Genomic DNA, 16,948 nt, shown 5'->3' on the forward strand with positions numbered 1-16,948 from the left:
AAATTGTTAAACAGAATCTTTGGGATAACAGATATAATATTTGGTAACTGTTTTTGAGAGCGCTTTCAGATTCAACTGATCGGAAGCCTTTGCTACATCAATAAGCTTCTTGTTCTTTCTTAAAATATTGATGTTCTGGTGATGACGATCGTAGGCCCGGTTTTCGATCACCCCCTTAAAAACAAAATACGCCGCCTCACTTTCCGTAAGCTTATATTTTTCTTTTACACGTGATGTATGCTTTTGAAAAACGGTATCGGCTATAGGACTATTCTTCAATTTCACCTTAAGGAACCGACGATTTATCAACATTTCACAGAGCTTGGAAAGGATGAAATCATCGTGATCTTGCCATGATTTTATGGCCCCCAAGACATCAACATCGTCAAGTTTTGAAAAAATATTCAATATTTTAAGATCAAAATTTTCCTTTTCGATACGGTGCTCCATAAAAAAGCGAAGGGCATCGCTACATACAATAATCTGCCCCTCTCCCATAATTTCTTTGGCCCGCTTGAGAATTCGGATCAATAACTGTTCGGCCACAATACCCGTTTTGTGCAGATAAACCTGCCAATACATAAAACGACGGGCCATCAGAAATTTCTCGACGGAATAAATTCCTTTTTCCTCAACCACCAGGTTACCACCGACTACGTTAAGCATGGTAATCAATCGTTCCGAATTGATGTTACCTTCGGCTACACCGGTATAAAAACTGTCACGCTTCAAATAATCGAGTCGGTCCATATCCAGTTGGCTCGACACCAACTGGTTCAAAAAGTGTTTTTCGTACTGCCCCCTAAAAATTGAAATGGCCATCGATAGCCGACCATCAAAGATTTCGTTCAAGGCGTGCATAAACTGCAATGAAATATATTCATGGTCCGTACTCTCAACTATGCTGTGTTCCATGGCATGGGAAAACGGTCCGTGCCCGATGTCGTGCAAAAGGATGGCACAACAAAGGCCTTCCTCCTCTTCTTCGGTAATATCGACTCCTTTATACTTCAAAACCTGTAAGGCCTTCTGCATAAGATGCATAGAACCCAAGGCATGATGAAACCTTGTATGGTGCGCCCCTGGATAAACCAGATACGACAGTCCCATTTGGGAAATCCTCCTCAAACGTTGAAAGTAAGGATGCCCGATCAAGTCGAATATTAGTCCGTTAGGAATTGTAATAAATCCGTAAATTGGATCATTAAAAATTTTAAGCTTTCTAGAATTTATCAAAATGGCTGTTGCTTTGCAATGTTCACAGTGGTAAAGTTAGTCAAAAGAGAAAGTAATAAACTCGGTAAATTAATATTTTGATGGCATAAGCAGGTTTAAAATCATAAATTTCGCCATCAAGAAACGAAGCAATACTATAATTGAATGAATAAAATCACCATATTATGGGTAGATGATGAAATCGATCTACTCAAACCGCATATTATATTCCTCCAAGGAAAAAATTACGATGTTATTACCTGCCAGAGCGGCCAAGAAGCCCTGGAAGAGCTACAGCAATCTCAAGTAGACATTGTTTTTTTGGACGAAAATATGCCCGGCATCTCAGGACTGGAAACCTTGGCGGAGATTAAAAAAATAGATTTATCGCTCCCCGTGGTAATGATAACCAAGAGCGAGGAAGAATTCATTATGGAAGAGGCCATCGGTTCCAAAATTGCCGATTACCTAATAAAACCGGTTAATCCGAACCAGATTCTTTTATCCTTAAAGAAAAATTTAGACCATTCGCGTTTGGTTTCCGAAAAAACCACCTCTAACTATCAACAGGAGTTCCGAAAAATTGCCATGGACCTTTCCATGGTAAATTCCGTGGAAGAATGGGTAGACCTATACAAGCGACTGATCTATTGGGAACTTCGGCTCGAAGACATCGAAGACAGCAGTATGTTCGAAATTCTCGAATCACAAAAAGCCGAAGCCAACACCCATTTCGGGAAATTCGTCGAGCGAAATTACGAAAGCTGGTTCGACGGCGACGGCCCCGTACTCTCCCACAGCTTGTTCAAAGAACTCGTCCAACCCGAATTAAAAGAAGGCCCTACCCTACTTCTTGTAATCGACAACCTACGCTATGACCAGTGGTACGCCTTTGAAGACACCGTGAGTTCATTCTACAAAAAGAACAAGGAAGAATCGTATTTCAGCATTTTACCTACCGCTACCCAATATGCGCGTAACGCCATTTTTTCTGGCCTAACCCCATTGGCCATGGAAAAAAAGCATCCCGATTGGTGGAAAAACGATACGGAAGAAGGCGGAAAAAATCTGTATGAAGCCGATTTCTTAGGAGCGCAAATCAAGCGACTAGGACTTGACATAAAATGGGAGTACCACAAAATCAGCACCCTTAAACAAGGTAAAAACCTATCGCAAAATTTCAAATCGCAAAAAGACAACGACCTCACCGTACTCGTGTACAACTTTGTGGATATGATCTCACATTCAAAAACAGAGATGGAGGTCATAAAAGAATTGGCCAGCAACGACAAGGCCTACCGATCGCTTACCCAGAGTTGGTTCAAGAACTCTCCATTACTAGAGATAATACAACAGGCCCAACAGATGGGCATGAAGCTGATCATCACCACCGACCACGGAACGATCAACGTAAAACAGCCTTCAAAGGTCATCGGGGACAAGGAAACAAGCCTCAACCTTAGATATAAGACCGGAAGAAGCCTGACCTACGAAGAAAAGGACGTTTTGGCCGCCAAAGACCCGACCGAGATCCATTTGCCGCGTATCAACATGAGTAGTTCGTTTATATTCGCAAAAAACGATTTATTTTTTGCCTACCCCAACAACTACAACCATTACGTTAGCTACTACCGAAACACCTATCAACATGGCGGAATCTCATTGGAAGAAATGATAATCCCCTTTGTAGTCCTATCCCCCAAATAACCTTTATATATCATGGAGACTATCTATACAGAAAGTGAAATCGACAAGGTTGCGGCAGCGGTAATCGCCAAGGCCCCTAACAAAACACTTCTCTTCCGCGCCCCTATGGGAGCCGGAAAAACCACCCTGATCAAAGCTATCGCCAAAAACCTTGGGGTAAGTGACGCGGGCAATAGCCCCACTTTCGGCATTGTAAACGAATACCAAAACGAAAACGGCCAACTACTGGCCTATCATTTTGACTTTTACCGCTTGAACGATGAGACCGAGGCTTTGGACATGGGATTGGAAGACTACCTAAACCAAGACGCCTATATCTTTATAGAATGGCCCGAAAAAATCGAGTCCTTTCTTCCCATTGACAGTACCGAAATAGAGATAGAAATAATAGATATACACACAAGGCGAATTAAGCTAAAAGAGTAAGGCTTAGGGTAAAAAGTAAAAAACATCGTTCTATATTGAAATTTATTGTATAAAACTTGTTAAATTAGACCAAGTACAATTCTTTCGGACAAAATGCTCTTTTTTAACATTTAAAGACGTACGATCAGAGATTTTTTTTCCTACATTTGAGAGAAATAACTAATTAATGTACAATTTAAACCCCCTAAAAATGAAAAAACTAGCGTTTGGCCTTTTGGCATGTGTAACCTTGTTAGCCGTATCTTGTGATTCATCAACTGCCGATGAAGATTCAGTATATGAACAAGGAGTGGATAAGAGAAAAATCCCATCACAAGCGAATAAAGGTTTTGTAGACAAAACAAAAATTCCTTCCCAAGCCAAAAAACAGAGCTTTGTTGACAAAACAAAAATTCCTTCCCAAGCCAGAAAATAACAGGCTTGAAAAAAAATAAATATATTTCAAAGGGTAATCAATAAATTACCCTTTTTTTCGTTTCAAGAACTAAGCAATGGCCATTCTTGAAAAATACAATGCAAAACGAACACCCAGAAACTAGGAAAAAAGCGCGTAAAAAAATCCTCATGGACACCATTGGGGTCCTTCTTATCATACTTTCTCCTTTTGTTTTCAAACTACACCAATACCTACCGAGTGAACCTAATGCTACCATAAATATTCTAGGACTGGAAATCAACAATCATGGTTTTGCAGACCTAAATACGTTCGCTTGGTTTTTACTTAGTAAAATTGTCCCTTTTTATTTATTCATCCTTTGGTTTCTAACTTGCAAACATTGGTGGTACCATATTATTTTAATCCCGGCAACCATGTACGCATTTCAGATATACGAAGTACTGTATTCCGAAGACAACATTGTAGACACCAAAAATATTATTTGGCTTTTACCTGTATGTATGGTGGTAATCCCCCTAGTTTACTTCATCAGGATCAAACTCGTAGACAAATATGTGCACGGAATCGATTTAGAAGCTATGGAAGCTGAACTTACTGCCTTAAAGAAAAAACAGGCCTCACGTGAAGAAAATGCCAAGCTCGATAAATTCATCTCTTCCGAAACTGCGGATAAGGTCGATGAAGACGGGAATACCGAAGACACCGACAAGGTCGCGCAACTCAATACAGAGAAAGGCAATTCCTTTAAACAGGCACAGCATAGAATATCTAACTGGCTGCAATTTAAATTTTAAAACCACCACATTTTTGGACCGTTGAATCGACCAATACTACCAAAAATCCAACAAATTATCGTATTTTTACTGCTGATCGATTAAGATACGATTAGAAGAAAAACTATGGATCAACCACCTTCTCCTTTCAGTAAGCAACAGCTGCTTCCACAAGAGGAAACTCTGGAAGTTCTTCGTCAAAAAGGAGAGCTTTTTATAGGCATTCCCAAAGAAAACCAATATCAGGAACAGCGCGTCTGCCTAACCCCTGACGCAGTTAATGCCATTACATCGAACGGACACCGGGTCCTTATCGAATCCGGGGCCGGGGAAGGCGCCAATTATACCGATTTAGAATACACCAATGCCGGAGGCGAAATAACCCGAGACACCAAGAAAGTTTTTTCTTGTCCGCTCTTACTAAAGGTAGAGCCCCCTACACTCTTGGAAATCGAAATGATGAATCCGCAAGCGACCATTATTTCCGCCCTGCAAATCAAAACCCAGAGTAAGGCCTATTTTGAAAAAATGGCCAAGAAAAGAATTACCGCCATCGCCTTTGAATACATACGGGACGATGATGGAAAATACCCTGCCGTACGCTCATTAAGTGAGATTGCCGGAATATCTTCGGTTCTTATCGCTTCGGAGATCATGGCCGCTACCAACGACGGTAATGGACTCATGTTCGGAAACATAAGCGGGGTACCCCCTGTAGAGGTCGTCATTATCGGCGCCGGGACCGTCGGTGAGTTTGCCGCCCGTTCAGCTTTAGGACTTGGAGCCAACGTAAAGATTTTTGATAATTCCATCTCTAAACTACGCAGCATTCAATCGAACCTTAGGCAAACGGTATACACCTCTACCATTCAACCTAAGAACCTATTGAAATCACTGAAACGTTGTGATGTCGCCATTGGCGCTACCCGAGGAAAGGACCGGTCTCCCGTGGTGGTCACCAGCAGCATGGTAGAACATATGAAAAAGGGCGCCGTTATTATTGATGTCAGCATCGATATGGGCGGTTGCTTTGAAACCAGTGTACTTACCACACACAACAAACCCACCATTGAAAAATATGGCGTAATCCACTACGGCGTACCCAATATTCCTTCGAGATACCCAAAAACGGCCACGTTATCGATCAGCAATATATTCACCCCATACTTATTGGAACTAGGAGAAAACGGAGGACTCGAAAATTCGCTTCGCTTTGACAAAGGCTTGCGAAACGGGCTATACATGTACCACGGTATACTGACAAACAAATCGGTAGGCGAATGGTTTGATTTACAGTACAGTGACATTAACTTTCTTATTTTTTAAAGCTTTATTTACGCATCTATGGCACTTGCCGATCATAGATAGAAGGTTTATTGCTATTTTTGCCTTCGCTTTGGATCATCGGACTTCAACAGTAAACACCCGACCAAGGAATCGACAAGAGCACTAATTTCAGCAATAACATAGAATGGATTTTTTAAAACGTTTGGGCTTTTACCTAGTAGGACTTTCCATAGGAATAGTTTTTTTAACCTTTTTCCTAAAGAAAAAATCGGAGGAAACCGGTACCGAGTTCTGCTATTTTCCGAATTGCAGAACCCTAAAGGACATTCGCTCGAAACCTATGTCCTATTCCGATAAAGTCAGCCAATTGTTTTTAGAAAAGAAAATCGACACCCTCGACATCCTCGATGTTTTAAGAAATGGCGACGTTGATTTTTCAAATAGCGAAACCAAGACTACGCCATGTAAAACCTACATTATAGAGGGCTCGATCAAAGAAAGGGAAGCCATTCTCAAAATTAGGAATTGCAGGGAAAAAGCACTTTTAGAATCTATTTCCTACCCATAAAAAAACCCGAAAAAATCATCTTTCCGGGTCTTTTATTTTCTATATTTTTCTTCGTTGCCGTTCCTTTTTTAGAAGGGACAGCTCACGAGTCGTCTGCCCGGCCACCGAAGTATTTTCTTCAGCACGGCGTATCAGATAAGGCATAACATCGCGCACAGGCCCGAACGGCAGGTACTTGGCCACATTGTAATCTTCATGGGCCAAGTTGAAGGATATATGATCGCTCATACCATATAACTGCCCAAACCAAACACGATTATCATTAGGGGCTATCCCTTTTTCAGCCATCAATGCCATCAGCTTATACGAGCTTTCCTCATTATGTGTTCCCGCAAAGATGGAAATCGAATCTAGATGGTTTACAATATACGCGACGGCATTATCAAAATTCTCATCGGTTTCTTTTTTCGAGGAACAAATAGGTGACCTATAGCCTTTCTCCTCCGCCCTTTCGTTCTCCTTTTCCATATAGGCGCCCCGTACAACTTTTACCCCGATTTTGAAGCCTTCCTGTTCGGCGCGTTTTTCCAATTGCTTCAAGTAGTCCAACCGATCCCAACGATACATCTGAAGGGTATTGAACACTATGGCCTTTTCCTTATTGTACTTGCGCATCATTTCCTCCACAAGCTGATCCGCGGCATCTTGCATCCAGCTTTCTTCGGCATCGATAAGCAGGGAAACATCTAGATCATGGGCTTTTTTACAGGTCTTATCAAATCGGTTCACCACCCTTTCCCACTCTTCCTGCTCTTTATCGGATAGCGATTTCCCTTCCGACAGTTTTTGAAAAAGGGCAAACCTACCATATCCCGTAGGCTTAAAAACCGCAAATGGAATAGCATCTTTTTCCTTTACAAAATCCAACACTTTTAAAATCATATCCATAGCATCATCAAAAGGATCTTCCGTATCCTTTCCCTCTACCGAATAATCTAAAACGCTACATACATTTTTAGTGTACATCTTATCCACTACCGGCATACAATCCTTTTCACTGACCCCTCCACAGAAATGATCAAAAACCGTTGCCCGTATCAACCCTTCAACGGGAAGATGGGCCTTAATCGCAAAATTCGTCATTGCGGTACCGATCCTGACCAAAGGCTCATTGGCGATCATCCGGAACAAAAAATAGGCACGTTCCAGTTCGGAGTCCGTTTTCAAGGCAAAAGCCGTTGCAGTATCTTCAAAAATTCGTTTCATTTATTATGATTTCTAGCGGGACCAAATATAAAGACAGAATTTGTATTCTTTAGAGAAAAAATATGCTTTATTTTGTGAATTGGTCATTAAAATTATCACCGCGATAGCGGAAGCAAAAAATCAACCTTTAATGCAATCTATAACATCATCATCTTACGCCGTACATTTTAACCAAAGGGCTTACGACGCCCTGAACACCCACTTGTCGGAAAAAACCTATTCCAAAATATTCATTTTGGTAGACGAAAATACGCATACACATTGTCTGCCCAATTTTTTGGCACAGGTTCGCGGCGATTATGATTTTGAGATTATAGAGATCGAATCTGGGGAAGAAAACAAGAATATCGAAACCTGCACCGGCGTCTGGAACGCTTTATCGGAACTCGACGGTGACCGAAAAAGCCTGGTCATCAACCTAGGTGGCGGGGTACTTACGGATTTAGGGGGATTTGTAGCATCGACCTTTAAAAGAGGAATAGATTTCATAAACGTACCTACCACCCTGCTTTCTATGGTAGACGCTTCCGTGGGCGGAAAAACGGGGGTCGACCTTGGGCCCTTAAAAAACCAAATAGGCGTAATCAACCAGCCGCAAATGGTCTTGATCATCACCAGCTTCTTACAGACCTTGGAAGAAAGACAACTGCGTAGCGGTTTTGCCGAAATGCTGAAGCACGGCCTTATTCAAAACAAAGCATACTGGGAAGCCCTTAAAAAAGTACAAGACTTTATCCATATAGACGATTTGATATATGACTCCGTAGTCATTAAAAACGAGGTTGTCTTACAAGATCCGACCGAACAAAACCTTAGGAAAATACTGAATTACGGTCACACCCTAGGGCACGCCATTGAATCGTATTTTCTTGAGAGCAAGACACACAAAACACTTTTGCATGGCGAGGCCATCGGTATCGGAATGATTTTGGAAGCCTACCTATCAAAAGAATTACTCGGCCTCCCCGAAGAAGAGCTTAAGGACATCAAGTCAACTTTTCTTTCGTACTACGACAAGGTCGTTTTCAGCAAAGAGAATATCACTACGATTCTTTCGCTTTTGAAATTCGACAAGAAAAATTCACATGGCAACATCAATTTTGTTCTACTATCGGCCATAGGAACACCGGAAATAGACATTACCATTCCCGATGAACTGTACGAAGGAGCCTTCGCTTACTACGCTGATCACTAGCTACATATACTAATATTCGATTTTGACAACTCTTTCACGCATTCACTAAAAAAATTATATAGTTTAGGTAGGGATTTCTAACCCAAATCAATTAATCGACCCAAAGCATCGGGTCTAAAAACCGACCTACCATGTTACGAAAATTAGTAGATTACCAAAAACTAGACCATCAGTTAGCCGCGTTGCTCATTGAAACATACCCCAACGGCTATGGAGACGATGACATCATCATTTTCAAAAACCTAAAAGGAGAAATTGTTGAGGCCGTAGAAATAAGGACTTCCGACACTATTTACCTCGTAAAGATCAGCAAGAGCCTTTCTAATTTTATCGCCAATTTTGAGGAGAACATGGAAAAGGAACTCGAAGACAAGGAATCTCCTATTCTAGACGAGTCAAAACATCAAGATTTTGAATTGGAAAATTCCTCCGAAAACGACCCGGAAGAATTAGACTAAAGCCCACCTCAAAAAAAACTTATAGCAAATAACGTTCCCGTAAAATATTACGGTGGTGTTTTTGATGTCCACAGATAACGAATCCCAGTGAAGCAACGCTCCACGGCAAGTTACTGGCAAACCCCTCACGGCCTAGAATTGACGGGTCAAAACTTCTATAGAGCGATATAGTCGACTCCCTCACGGTCCGATATTCTTCTATGATACTTTCTTTTGTACGCTTTTCCGCTTCGGAATTGGGCACGTACAAATCTTGATCAAATCCTGGCAAGGACGTTTGATCCCCTCTTGAAAACCGAAGGGCACGATATTGAAACACACGTTCCGAATCGATGATATGCAAAAGTACTTGGGCCATCGTCCACTTATCCTGGCCATAGGCATATGACATTTTATCGTCAGGAATGCTTTCGATGAATTTTGGGAAATTATCCAATTGTCTCTCGAGCATATCCAAAAGCTCCACATCACCCAACACATCAATATAAGCCTTGTAAAAGGGTGCCGGTTTCGTCAGTACTATATCGGAAGTTCTCATAGGGTGGGTATAAATAAAAATTCCCGAGCAGTTCAACCACCCGGGAATTTATGATTATCTCAACAGGCAGTTCTACAATTCGTTAAAAATCGTATGCATCAACCTCTTTTTATCATTTATGCTTTCCTCAAGGGAAATCATGGTTTCCGTACGACTGATTCCATCGATATCGTCGATCCTAAAAATAATGTTCTTGGCATGATTGGTATCTTTTGCCCTAATCTTGCAAAAGATATTGAATTTACCCGTAGTGATATGCGCTACAGTTACATTCGGAATTTGCTCCAATCGCTCCAAAACGAATTTCGTCTGATGTGTCTTTTCCAAAAAGATTCCTACATAAGCGATAAAGGCATACCCTAGCTTTACATAATCCAAGGTTAACGAAGATCCTTTTATAATACCTGCTTCTTCCATTTTCTTCACACGTACGTGTACCGTACCTGCAGAAATCAAGAGTTTTTTAGCTATATCAGTAAAAGGAGTTCTAGTGTTATCGATTAACATGTCTAGAATCTGGTGATCAATTTCGTCTAATTTTACTTTTCCCATCGTGGTTGTGTTTTCGGCAAAATTAAAAAATTAAGGAATAATACGCATTAAAACTTGCATTTTTTTAACAAAAACGTAAAGATTCAATGATTTTAAAAAATAATGTTCAAAAATTTCACGCTTTAATCAGCTGATAAAAAGACTGTTGCCTTAGTTCTTCCCTTTCGGCCTCATTAAGGCAATCGTAAGTTTTATGACCAAAGTACCCATCTAGTTTCCCAGATTTAGCGAGCGAAGGTACAAATTCCAAGGTATTTCCTTTTAAAGTTTCTACATATAAAATACCTATAGCCTCCCCATCGCCCCATTTTTCGCCGAGAACTTGGGCATTCTTAATAAGGATATCATAAAACAACTTTCCATTTTCAGGAATATCAAAGTAGGCCTGCTGCGGATAGGCATCTATATTATTTTCCGAAATCACCTCCAACACCTTCAACAAAGCATAAAAAATATACTCCCTTGTACGCTCCCGATCATAGTCGCCCGGATAATGGCCCGACTCGAACAGAATGGTCGGCACGTTCAACATCTGAAAACTATCGCCAATACAATTCGCATTAAAGGCATCATCATATCGCCCCACCTGACCAGGAATCATTTTTTGCAAAAGTTGGTTCATCGCTACGACCAACTGCATACTCACCCCCCTTGTTTTTGAAATACTGCGTTCAGGGTCGTGGGCCGGAGCCAAAAACGATACCGTTGCCGGCTTATCGGTAAGCCCTACATTAAATATGGTACGCTGATCATGAAGATTCAAACAGTAATCTGGCTGAAAGGCATCAAAAACCCCTCGCAAAACAACACTCTCAGGCTGCGTCCTTTCCTGCGCATCCCTATTCAGATCGACCTGGTTTGCATTTACACGTGTATATACCGAAGCCCCATCAGGATTCAACATCGGTATGATCAACAATGTACAATGCTTTAAAATGGATTCAGCTACGGAAGTCCCTTCATTTAAAAAGTTGACCAAGTCCAATACCGCCTTCGTTGTGGTCGATTCGTTGCCGTGCATCTGAGACCACATCAAAACCTTTATGGGACCCGCACCCATTTGCAGACTTTTAATCGGACGCCCCTGCACGGAACTCCCAATAGTTTTTACTTGATGCCGATCTTCATTCCTACTTAAGAAATCTAAAATCTGCTCGTTGACAACATAGCGTCCGTAAACCGAATTTTCCTTGATCGTATTATAGTGGGATGGTGTGATGCTCATTTGACCTATATATTTTAACCGCAAAAATAAGTCCTAATTATTTTACAAATGTAACCAACAAAATATACAATTGTAAACTTAATTTTAAAGGCCCTACCCGCTTACCTATACATTTGTAAACGAAAAACACTCCATTTTTACATAACGGGTGATTTAATTAATTAAAATGTTTATTATCAGTTAATTAACCGTTACTACATAAAGTAACACACCTAAAAAATTTCATATTTTAGTACGAAGGACAGCCGTATTTGTGTCAAATTCACTACTTTTAAGCTTACAACTGTTACAATGGTAAACACAACGGATTTTATTCAACGCTTAGAGCACCTTTTGAGTTATTACGGCTTGTCCGCCTCGGGTTTCGCGGACAAAATCAATGTACAGCGCTCGAGCATTTCCCACCTATTGTCTGGCAGAAACAAACCAAGTTTAGATTTTGTTTTAAAGGTCGTAAAGGCTTTTCCCGAAGTAAACCTCTATTGGCTACTAAACGGAAAAGGGTCTTTCCCTTCCGAACCTAAACCCGAAGAACCGCCCCGGCCCAAACCCCAAGCCCCTTCTTCCACACCACAAAGTATTGTACAAAAGGCAGTTGCCGAGTCGAAAAAAACCATTGAGAAAATCGTCATCTTTTATTCCGATGGAAGTTTTAAGGCTTATGACAATAAATAGGCTTTTATTTCTTTATTTTGCAGGAATGATACAGAGAATACTCCCCATTATGGCTACGTTGCTCCTAACGGCATCGTGTTACCAGCCCGAAAGAAACTGCGCTGATTTCAAGGACGGAAAATACTCGTTCACCACCACCATTGACGGCAAAGAAAAGACAACACTGTTCGAACGTTACGGCGACCTCGAAATCGATTACTACGAAGGAAAATCGGATTCATCATCCGTTCGATGGATCAACGATTGCGAATACATCGTCAAGAAACTGAACCCGAAAAACAAATCGGAAGAACAGTCGATCCACATGAAAATACTATCTACAACGGAGGATTCATATATTTTTGAATTCAATATCGTAGGCCAGGGCCAACCCTCCAGGGGTACCGCCGTAAAAATAGAGTAAAGCCCCACACCTTTTCCCCAACAAGCAATTTCAACTTCCAGGATAAGCCGCCCCAAAGCCCTATCATCTTCATACGCGACTTCTGGACGGGGATTTAAAAAGAAATAACCCTAACCTTTGCTTGAACACAAAAACACCCCTAAAAGGCTTAAAAAACCAAATCCAAAGAAGATGTCCCATATCTTCATCACCCAAAATCAAAATACCGAACACAGCAAAAAAAAGACCCACCCAAGACTAACTAACAGCTAAACTAAAACTGCAATAAACAAAACACAACTAATTTAGGTGTAGTATTTTAAACGAAAAAACGACCCGTTTGGGTCGTTTTTTCGTTTATCACAAAACCTTTGTCAATTCGGCCGGCTATAGACCACTTCAGGACTCTTTTTACGATGCTCCTTAAAGAGGCGCTGCTGTTGTTTGACCGTAAGCGTGCTACCATCAGGACTCCATCCTGGAGGTCCAAAAATATACATTAGCTTGTGCGAGAATTTCTTGGCCTTTTTAACGTCGGCCCATATATCCTTAAATTCATGGGTTAGAATCACCAAGGGATTATAACTTTTAGGAGCATGGATAACACCAAACTTTACTTCTACATCATCATCAAGCTCCTTCCAAGTACCGAACATTTTATCAAAGATATTTAGAAAGCCCCCGTGATTCTTGTCCAAGTATTCCACATTTTGAGAATGGTGCACCTGGTGCATGGTGTGGGTGTTGAAAATCTTTTCGACCCACCCCATTTTAGGCACATACTTTGAGTGCAATTGAAATTGCCAAAAAGACTCAATGGCCAAGGCAAAAATTACCACTTCGACCGGAAAACCGATTGCCGGCATCCACATATAGAAAAACGGCTTGTACAGAAGCGTAAACCAACCGTTACGAATGGCCGTACCCAAATTAAAATGATCGGAAGAATGGTGTACGATATGTGCGGCCCACAATATCCTCACTTCATGATTGGCCCGGTGAAACCAGTAATAGGTAAAATCATCGGCTAATTGACACAGTAAGAAAACATACCAAGAGTACCCGAAAGACTCATACCCCATTATATTGGTACGAACCCCATCGACTACAGGGTTAAAAAATTCATAGGTATATGTAAACACCGTAATAAGAACGGTAACCTTGATAAGCGGACCCAATATTGCCGAACCGATACCCATTGCACCACTGGCCATAAAATCTTTCCACACATAAAGGTCTTTATCTCCATGTGTGTGGCTATAAGTGATTTCTAGCAAAATAAATGCTATAAAGCAGGGCACACCATAAATTAGGGGGTTCGTCAAATCCATATTTTAAACAATTTTGGCCAAAGATAACATTAATAAGACCTAATTTGCATTCTGCTCATCATTTAAGACTATTATAGTATAGTCAACACAAATAGGGCTCCGTGAAGTAATCATTTTATTTAGAAATAAAATGCCCAAGCCTTTATCGACGCTTTTTCAAGCGCCGATATTGAACAATTTATTCGATTTTTTATTTTTTTCCAAAAATTTCCGTCATTTCAACAAACCTTCCTCGACACGGTTTTATCATCGAAAATTACTCGAACAAAGAGGTCTGCACATCGTCATCGCCTCCTTTATCCGATTTTGGATCGGTCGGTCCATCTGTCTTTGCTCCGGCATTACCCCCTAAGCTTTCCTCGTCAACCACCTCGATATCCTCGGTTTTTTGAGGCTCGGGCTCTTCATATGGCAAAGGATCCAAAACATTGATTTCCAAGACCTTTTCCTTGGTCAACTGATTCCCCATGGCCCCTATTCCCTTAATGGAAATAAACTCCTCTAGATTTACCAACCAATTCTCTTTTCTTTCCTGACCACGCTTTTTCGCGTAAATCACCTCGACCATCGGCCTATAATCGGTACTGAATATCTCAAGATGCGATTTTGGATGGTCGGTCAACACATTCTCTTCCCTGTCGGGGTGTTCTATCAGAAAGCGTTTTACATAATACAGCTCCTTATCCCCTTCCCAGTACACTACAGACAAAGGCTTTTTTGGAATCCACTTCTCAAGAACAACGATATCTTCATCGAAATGGAGGGTCAATTCCGGAATTACGGTTTTCACAAGACCGGTCTGATTAACGATCAACAATCGGTCCTCGCTAGTGAATTCACCCAAAAACTCCCCACGTTCATCCATATTCAAACGCTGCACCGTTTCATCGAACCATAATTTTCGTGGTTTTAGGGTAGAAAGTCCCTTTTCTTTTAAATCGATGCGTTTTACGGCATATTTGGTCACGATATTGCCTTTCGAAGCCCGTCCCTTGATCATGATATCGGCAAAATCAATATCCCATCTCAGTTTCTTAATGCTTCCCACATGGCGCAGGTTCACCGTTACCACTTCGGCCTCCCCGTTAGGGTTGCCCGAAAAATAATGCACCAAAGTGCCCGGTTTCCCCCGGCCCATCTCATAATGCTTGTCTCGGGTAATACTGGTCACATTAAAGCGCTTAATATAGGTCGGACCGCCTTTGCCATCCCTATAGATCATATTGTACACCGTACGCTTATCCTTTTTCTTAAATACCGCCACATAAATTATCCCCTTGCCCACAAAAGTCTTTGAATCGACCTTAAACACCATCATCTTTCCATCTTGGGTAAAAGCGATAATATCATCGATATCACTACAATCGGTAACGTACTCATCGCGTTTTAACGAGGTTCCCACAAAGCCCTCCTCACGATTTACATATAGTTTTGTATTTCGAATGACCACCTTGGTCGCCTCAATATCATCAAAAAGACGTATTTCAGATTTACGCTCACGCCCTTCACCATAAGTATCCTTCAATCTTTGGAAATAAGCGATGGCATAATCCGTCAGATGCTCTAAATGATGTTTTACTTCCGCAATCCTTTCTTCCAGATTATCAAGATGTTGTTGTGCCTTATCTAAATCGAATTTTGAAATCCGTTTAATACGGATTTCGGTCAAGCGAACAATATCTTCCTCGGTCACCGCACGCCTTAAATGCTTCGTATACGGAGCAAGCCCCTTATCGATTGCCGCAATAACCCCTTCCCACGTTTCTTCTTCTTCAATATCGCGGTAAATACGGTTTTCTATAAATATTCTTTCCAGAGAGGCAAAATGCCATTGCTCCTCTAATTCCGAAAGTTGGATCTCAAGTTCCTGTCGAAGCAATTCCACCGTAGCATCCGTAGAACGACGCAGCATTTCCGTCACCCCTATAAACAGAGGCTTATTGTCTTCGATAATACAGCCCAAGGGCGAAATCGAAGATTCACATGCCGTAAAGGCGTACAAGGCGTCAATCGTCTTGTCGGGCGAGATACCTGGTGGCAGATGCACCAATATCTCTACCTCGGCAGCGGTATTGTCTTCAATTTTCTTGACCTTTATCTTCCCTTTTTCATTTGCCTTAAGAATAGAATCGATTAAAGAAGAAGTATTGGTCCCATAGGGTATCTCACTTATAATCAAGGTAGATTTCGACTGCTGTGCAATCTTGGCCCGTACCCGGATCTTTCCTCCACGGAGCCCGTCGTTGTAATTGGATACATCTATAATTCCCGCTGTTGGAAAATCAGGAAACAACTTGAAGCGCTGCCCCTTTAAGTGCTTGATAGAGGCATCTATCAACTCGATAAAGTTATGCGGCAATATCTTGGTCGAAAGTCCTACTGCAATACCTTCTGCCCCTTGCGCCAAAAGCAAGGGAAACTTTACCGGAAGGTTTACCGGTTCTTTTTTTCTACCATCGTATGACAGCTGCCATTCGGTGATTTTCGGACTAAAAACTACCTCTAAGGCAAATTTCGACAATCGCGCCTCAATATATCGCGAGGCCGCTGCACGGTCACCCGTTAAAATATTTCCCCAGTTACCCTGGGTATCTATCAAAAGGTCTTTTTGCCCGATCTGCACCATGGCATCGGCAATACTGGCATCACCGTGCGGGTGGTACTGCATCGTATGCCCTACCACGTTGGCCACCTTATTGTAACGACCGTCATCAAGATCTTTTAAAGAATGCATGATACGCCGTTGCACAGGCTTAAAGCCATCTTCTATGGCCGGCACTGCGCGCTCTAATATCACATAAGATGCATAATCCAAAAACCAGTCCTTGTACATTCCGGTAACCCGCGTAAGCGCGTCATCCTGTCCCTGGTCTTCTCCATCCGTTACCTCCGAATCATTGACTTGCCCCTGGCCTTCTTCGGCGGATTGCTCCGATTGGCCTTCAGGCGAATTCTGATTGTTAGCTTCGTTCAGTTCGTCATTTTCCTCCATTCAGAAAAAATCGTATTTCTT

Annotated in this window: 17 protein-coding genes; 10 read left to right on the forward strand and 7 right to left on the reverse strand. The window is 41.5% G+C overall.

All coding sequences use genetic code 11. The features are described 5' to 3' along the window. Nucleotides 1-6 precede the first annotated feature (6 nt). On the reverse strand, nucleotides 7-1,236 hold the full coding sequence (locus ZOBGAL_RS21310) for an HD domain-containing protein (protein ID WP_173427286.1): 1,230 nt from the start codon (nucleotides 1,234-1,236) through the stop codon (nucleotides 7-9). A 144-nt stretch (nucleotides 1,237-1,380) separates the two neighbouring features. On the opposite strand from ZOBGAL_RS21310, the gene porX reads away from it, so the two are divergent. The 6 genes from porX to ZOBGAL_RS21340 all read left to right on the forward strand — a co-directional run bounded on the left by porX (nucleotide 1,381) and on the right by ZOBGAL_RS21340 (nucleotide 6,373). After that, complete coding sequence (gene porX, locus ZOBGAL_RS21315; protein ID WP_013995851.1) at nucleotides 1,381-2,922, forward strand: T9SS response regulator signal transducer PorX; 1,542 nt, start codon at nucleotides 1,381-1,383, stop codon at nucleotides 2,920-2,922. 12 nt (nucleotides 2,923-2,934) lie between these two features. Continuing rightward, nucleotides 2,935-3,348 (forward strand): tRNA (adenosine(37)-N6)-threonylcarbamoyltransferase complex ATPase subunit type 1 TsaE, encoded by a 414-nt coding sequence (gene tsaE / locus ZOBGAL_RS21320; protein ID WP_013995852.1) that lies wholly within the window; start codon nucleotides 2,935-2,937, stop codon nucleotides 3,346-3,348. A 190-nt stretch (nucleotides 3,349-3,538) separates the two neighbouring features. Continuing rightward, nucleotides 3,539-3,763, forward strand: coding sequence for a hypothetical protein (locus ZOBGAL_RS21325; RefSeq protein WP_123772357.1), 225 nt, complete (start codon nucleotides 3,539-3,541; stop codon nucleotides 3,761-3,763). Between the two features lie 395 nt (nucleotides 3,764-4,158). Further along, nucleotides 4,159-4,539: a hypothetical protein gene (locus ZOBGAL_RS23870; RefSeq protein WP_231854777.1), complete on the forward strand. Its 381-nt coding sequence runs from the start codon at nucleotides 4,159-4,161 to the stop codon at nucleotides 4,537-4,539. A gap of 105 nt (nucleotides 4,540-4,644) precedes the next feature. Then, nucleotides 4,645-5,844: an alanine dehydrogenase gene (locus ZOBGAL_RS21335; protein WP_013995855.1), complete on the forward strand. Its 1,200-nt coding sequence runs from the start codon at nucleotides 4,645-4,647 to the stop codon at nucleotides 5,842-5,844. Between the two features lie 145 nt (nucleotides 5,845-5,989). Next, the gene (locus tag ZOBGAL_RS21340; RefSeq protein ID WP_013995856.1) at nucleotides 5,990-6,373 is read left to right on the forward strand and encodes a DUF4258 domain-containing protein; all 384 of its coding nucleotides are present in this window, start codon (nucleotides 5,990-5,992) and stop codon (nucleotides 6,371-6,373) included. A 39-nt stretch (nucleotides 6,374-6,412) separates the two neighbouring features. Here ZOBGAL_RS21340 and ZOBGAL_RS21345 read toward each other — a convergent pair whose 3' ends face one another. Continuing rightward, complete coding sequence (locus tag ZOBGAL_RS21345) at nucleotides 6,413-7,579, reverse strand: proline dehydrogenase family protein (RefSeq protein ID WP_013995857.1); 1,167 nt, start codon at nucleotides 7,577-7,579, stop codon at nucleotides 6,413-6,415. Nucleotides 7,580-7,709: 130 nt separating this feature from the next. Here ZOBGAL_RS21345 and aroB point away from each other — a divergent pair, with 130 nt between their 5' ends. Together aroB and ZOBGAL_RS21355 are read left to right on the forward strand one after the other, a co-directional pair. Further along, a complete protein-coding gene (aroB, locus tag ZOBGAL_RS21350; protein WP_013995858.1) occupies nucleotides 7,710-8,774 on the forward strand; it encodes a 3-dehydroquinate synthase in 1,065 nt (354 codons plus the stop codon). A 131-nt stretch (nucleotides 8,775-8,905) separates the two neighbouring features. Beyond that, on the forward strand, nucleotides 8,906-9,232 hold the full coding sequence (locus tag ZOBGAL_RS21355) for a hypothetical protein (RefSeq protein WP_013995859.1): 327 nt from the start codon (nucleotides 8,906-8,908) through the stop codon (nucleotides 9,230-9,232). A gap of 19 nt (nucleotides 9,233-9,251) precedes the next feature. Here the strand turns inward: ZOBGAL_RS21355 and ZOBGAL_RS21360 are convergent, their stop codons facing one another. The 3 genes from ZOBGAL_RS21360 to ZOBGAL_RS21370 all read right to left on the reverse strand — a co-directional run bounded on the left by ZOBGAL_RS21360 (nucleotide 9,252) and on the right by ZOBGAL_RS21370 (nucleotide 11,547). After that, nucleotides 9,252-9,770 carry a DinB family protein gene (locus ZOBGAL_RS21360; protein WP_013995860.1) on the reverse strand — a complete coding sequence of 173 codons (519 nt, stop codon included), beginning with the start codon at nucleotides 9,768-9,770 and terminating at the stop codon, nucleotides 9,252-9,254. A 72-nt stretch (nucleotides 9,771-9,842) separates the two neighbouring features. Continuing rightward, nucleotides 9,843-10,322 (reverse strand): Lrp/AsnC family transcriptional regulator, encoded by a 480-nt coding sequence (locus ZOBGAL_RS21365; RefSeq protein WP_013995861.1) that lies wholly within the window; start codon nucleotides 10,320-10,322, stop codon nucleotides 9,843-9,845. Between the two features lie 115 nt (nucleotides 10,323-10,437). Further along, complete coding sequence (locus ZOBGAL_RS21370) at nucleotides 10,438-11,547, reverse strand: M14 family metallopeptidase (RefSeq protein ID WP_013995862.1); 1,110 nt, start codon at nucleotides 11,545-11,547, stop codon at nucleotides 10,438-10,440. A 291-nt stretch (nucleotides 11,548-11,838) separates the two neighbouring features. Here ZOBGAL_RS21370 and ZOBGAL_RS21375 point away from each other — a divergent pair, with 291 nt between their 5' ends. Then, the gene (locus ZOBGAL_RS21375) at nucleotides 11,839-12,222 is read left to right on the forward strand and encodes a helix-turn-helix transcriptional regulator (RefSeq protein WP_013995863.1); all 384 of its coding nucleotides are present in this window, start codon (nucleotides 11,839-11,841) and stop codon (nucleotides 12,220-12,222) included. 25 nt (nucleotides 12,223-12,247) lie between these two features. Then, nucleotides 12,248-12,625 (forward strand): DNA topoisomerase IV subunit A, encoded by a 378-nt coding sequence (locus ZOBGAL_RS21380; protein WP_046288134.1) that lies wholly within the window; start codon nucleotides 12,248-12,250, stop codon nucleotides 12,623-12,625. A gap of 353 nt (nucleotides 12,626-12,978) precedes the next feature. Here ZOBGAL_RS21380 and ZOBGAL_RS21385 read toward each other — a convergent pair whose 3' ends face one another. Beyond that, a complete protein-coding gene (locus ZOBGAL_RS21385) occupies nucleotides 12,979-13,935 on the reverse strand; it encodes a sterol desaturase family protein (RefSeq protein WP_013995866.1) in 957 nt (318 codons plus the stop codon). A 256-nt stretch (nucleotides 13,936-14,191) separates the two neighbouring features. Then, entirely contained in the window at nucleotides 14,192-16,927 is a 2,736-nt protein-coding gene (locus ZOBGAL_RS21390; protein WP_013995867.1) for a DNA gyrase/topoisomerase IV subunit A, read from the reverse strand. Nucleotides 16,928-16,948 lie beyond the last annotated feature (21 nt).

Source organism: Zobellia galactanivorans (assembly GCF_000973105.1).
GTDB classification, from domain to species: Bacteria; Bacteroidota; Bacteroidia; order Flavobacteriales; family Flavobacteriaceae; genus Zobellia; species Zobellia galactanivorans.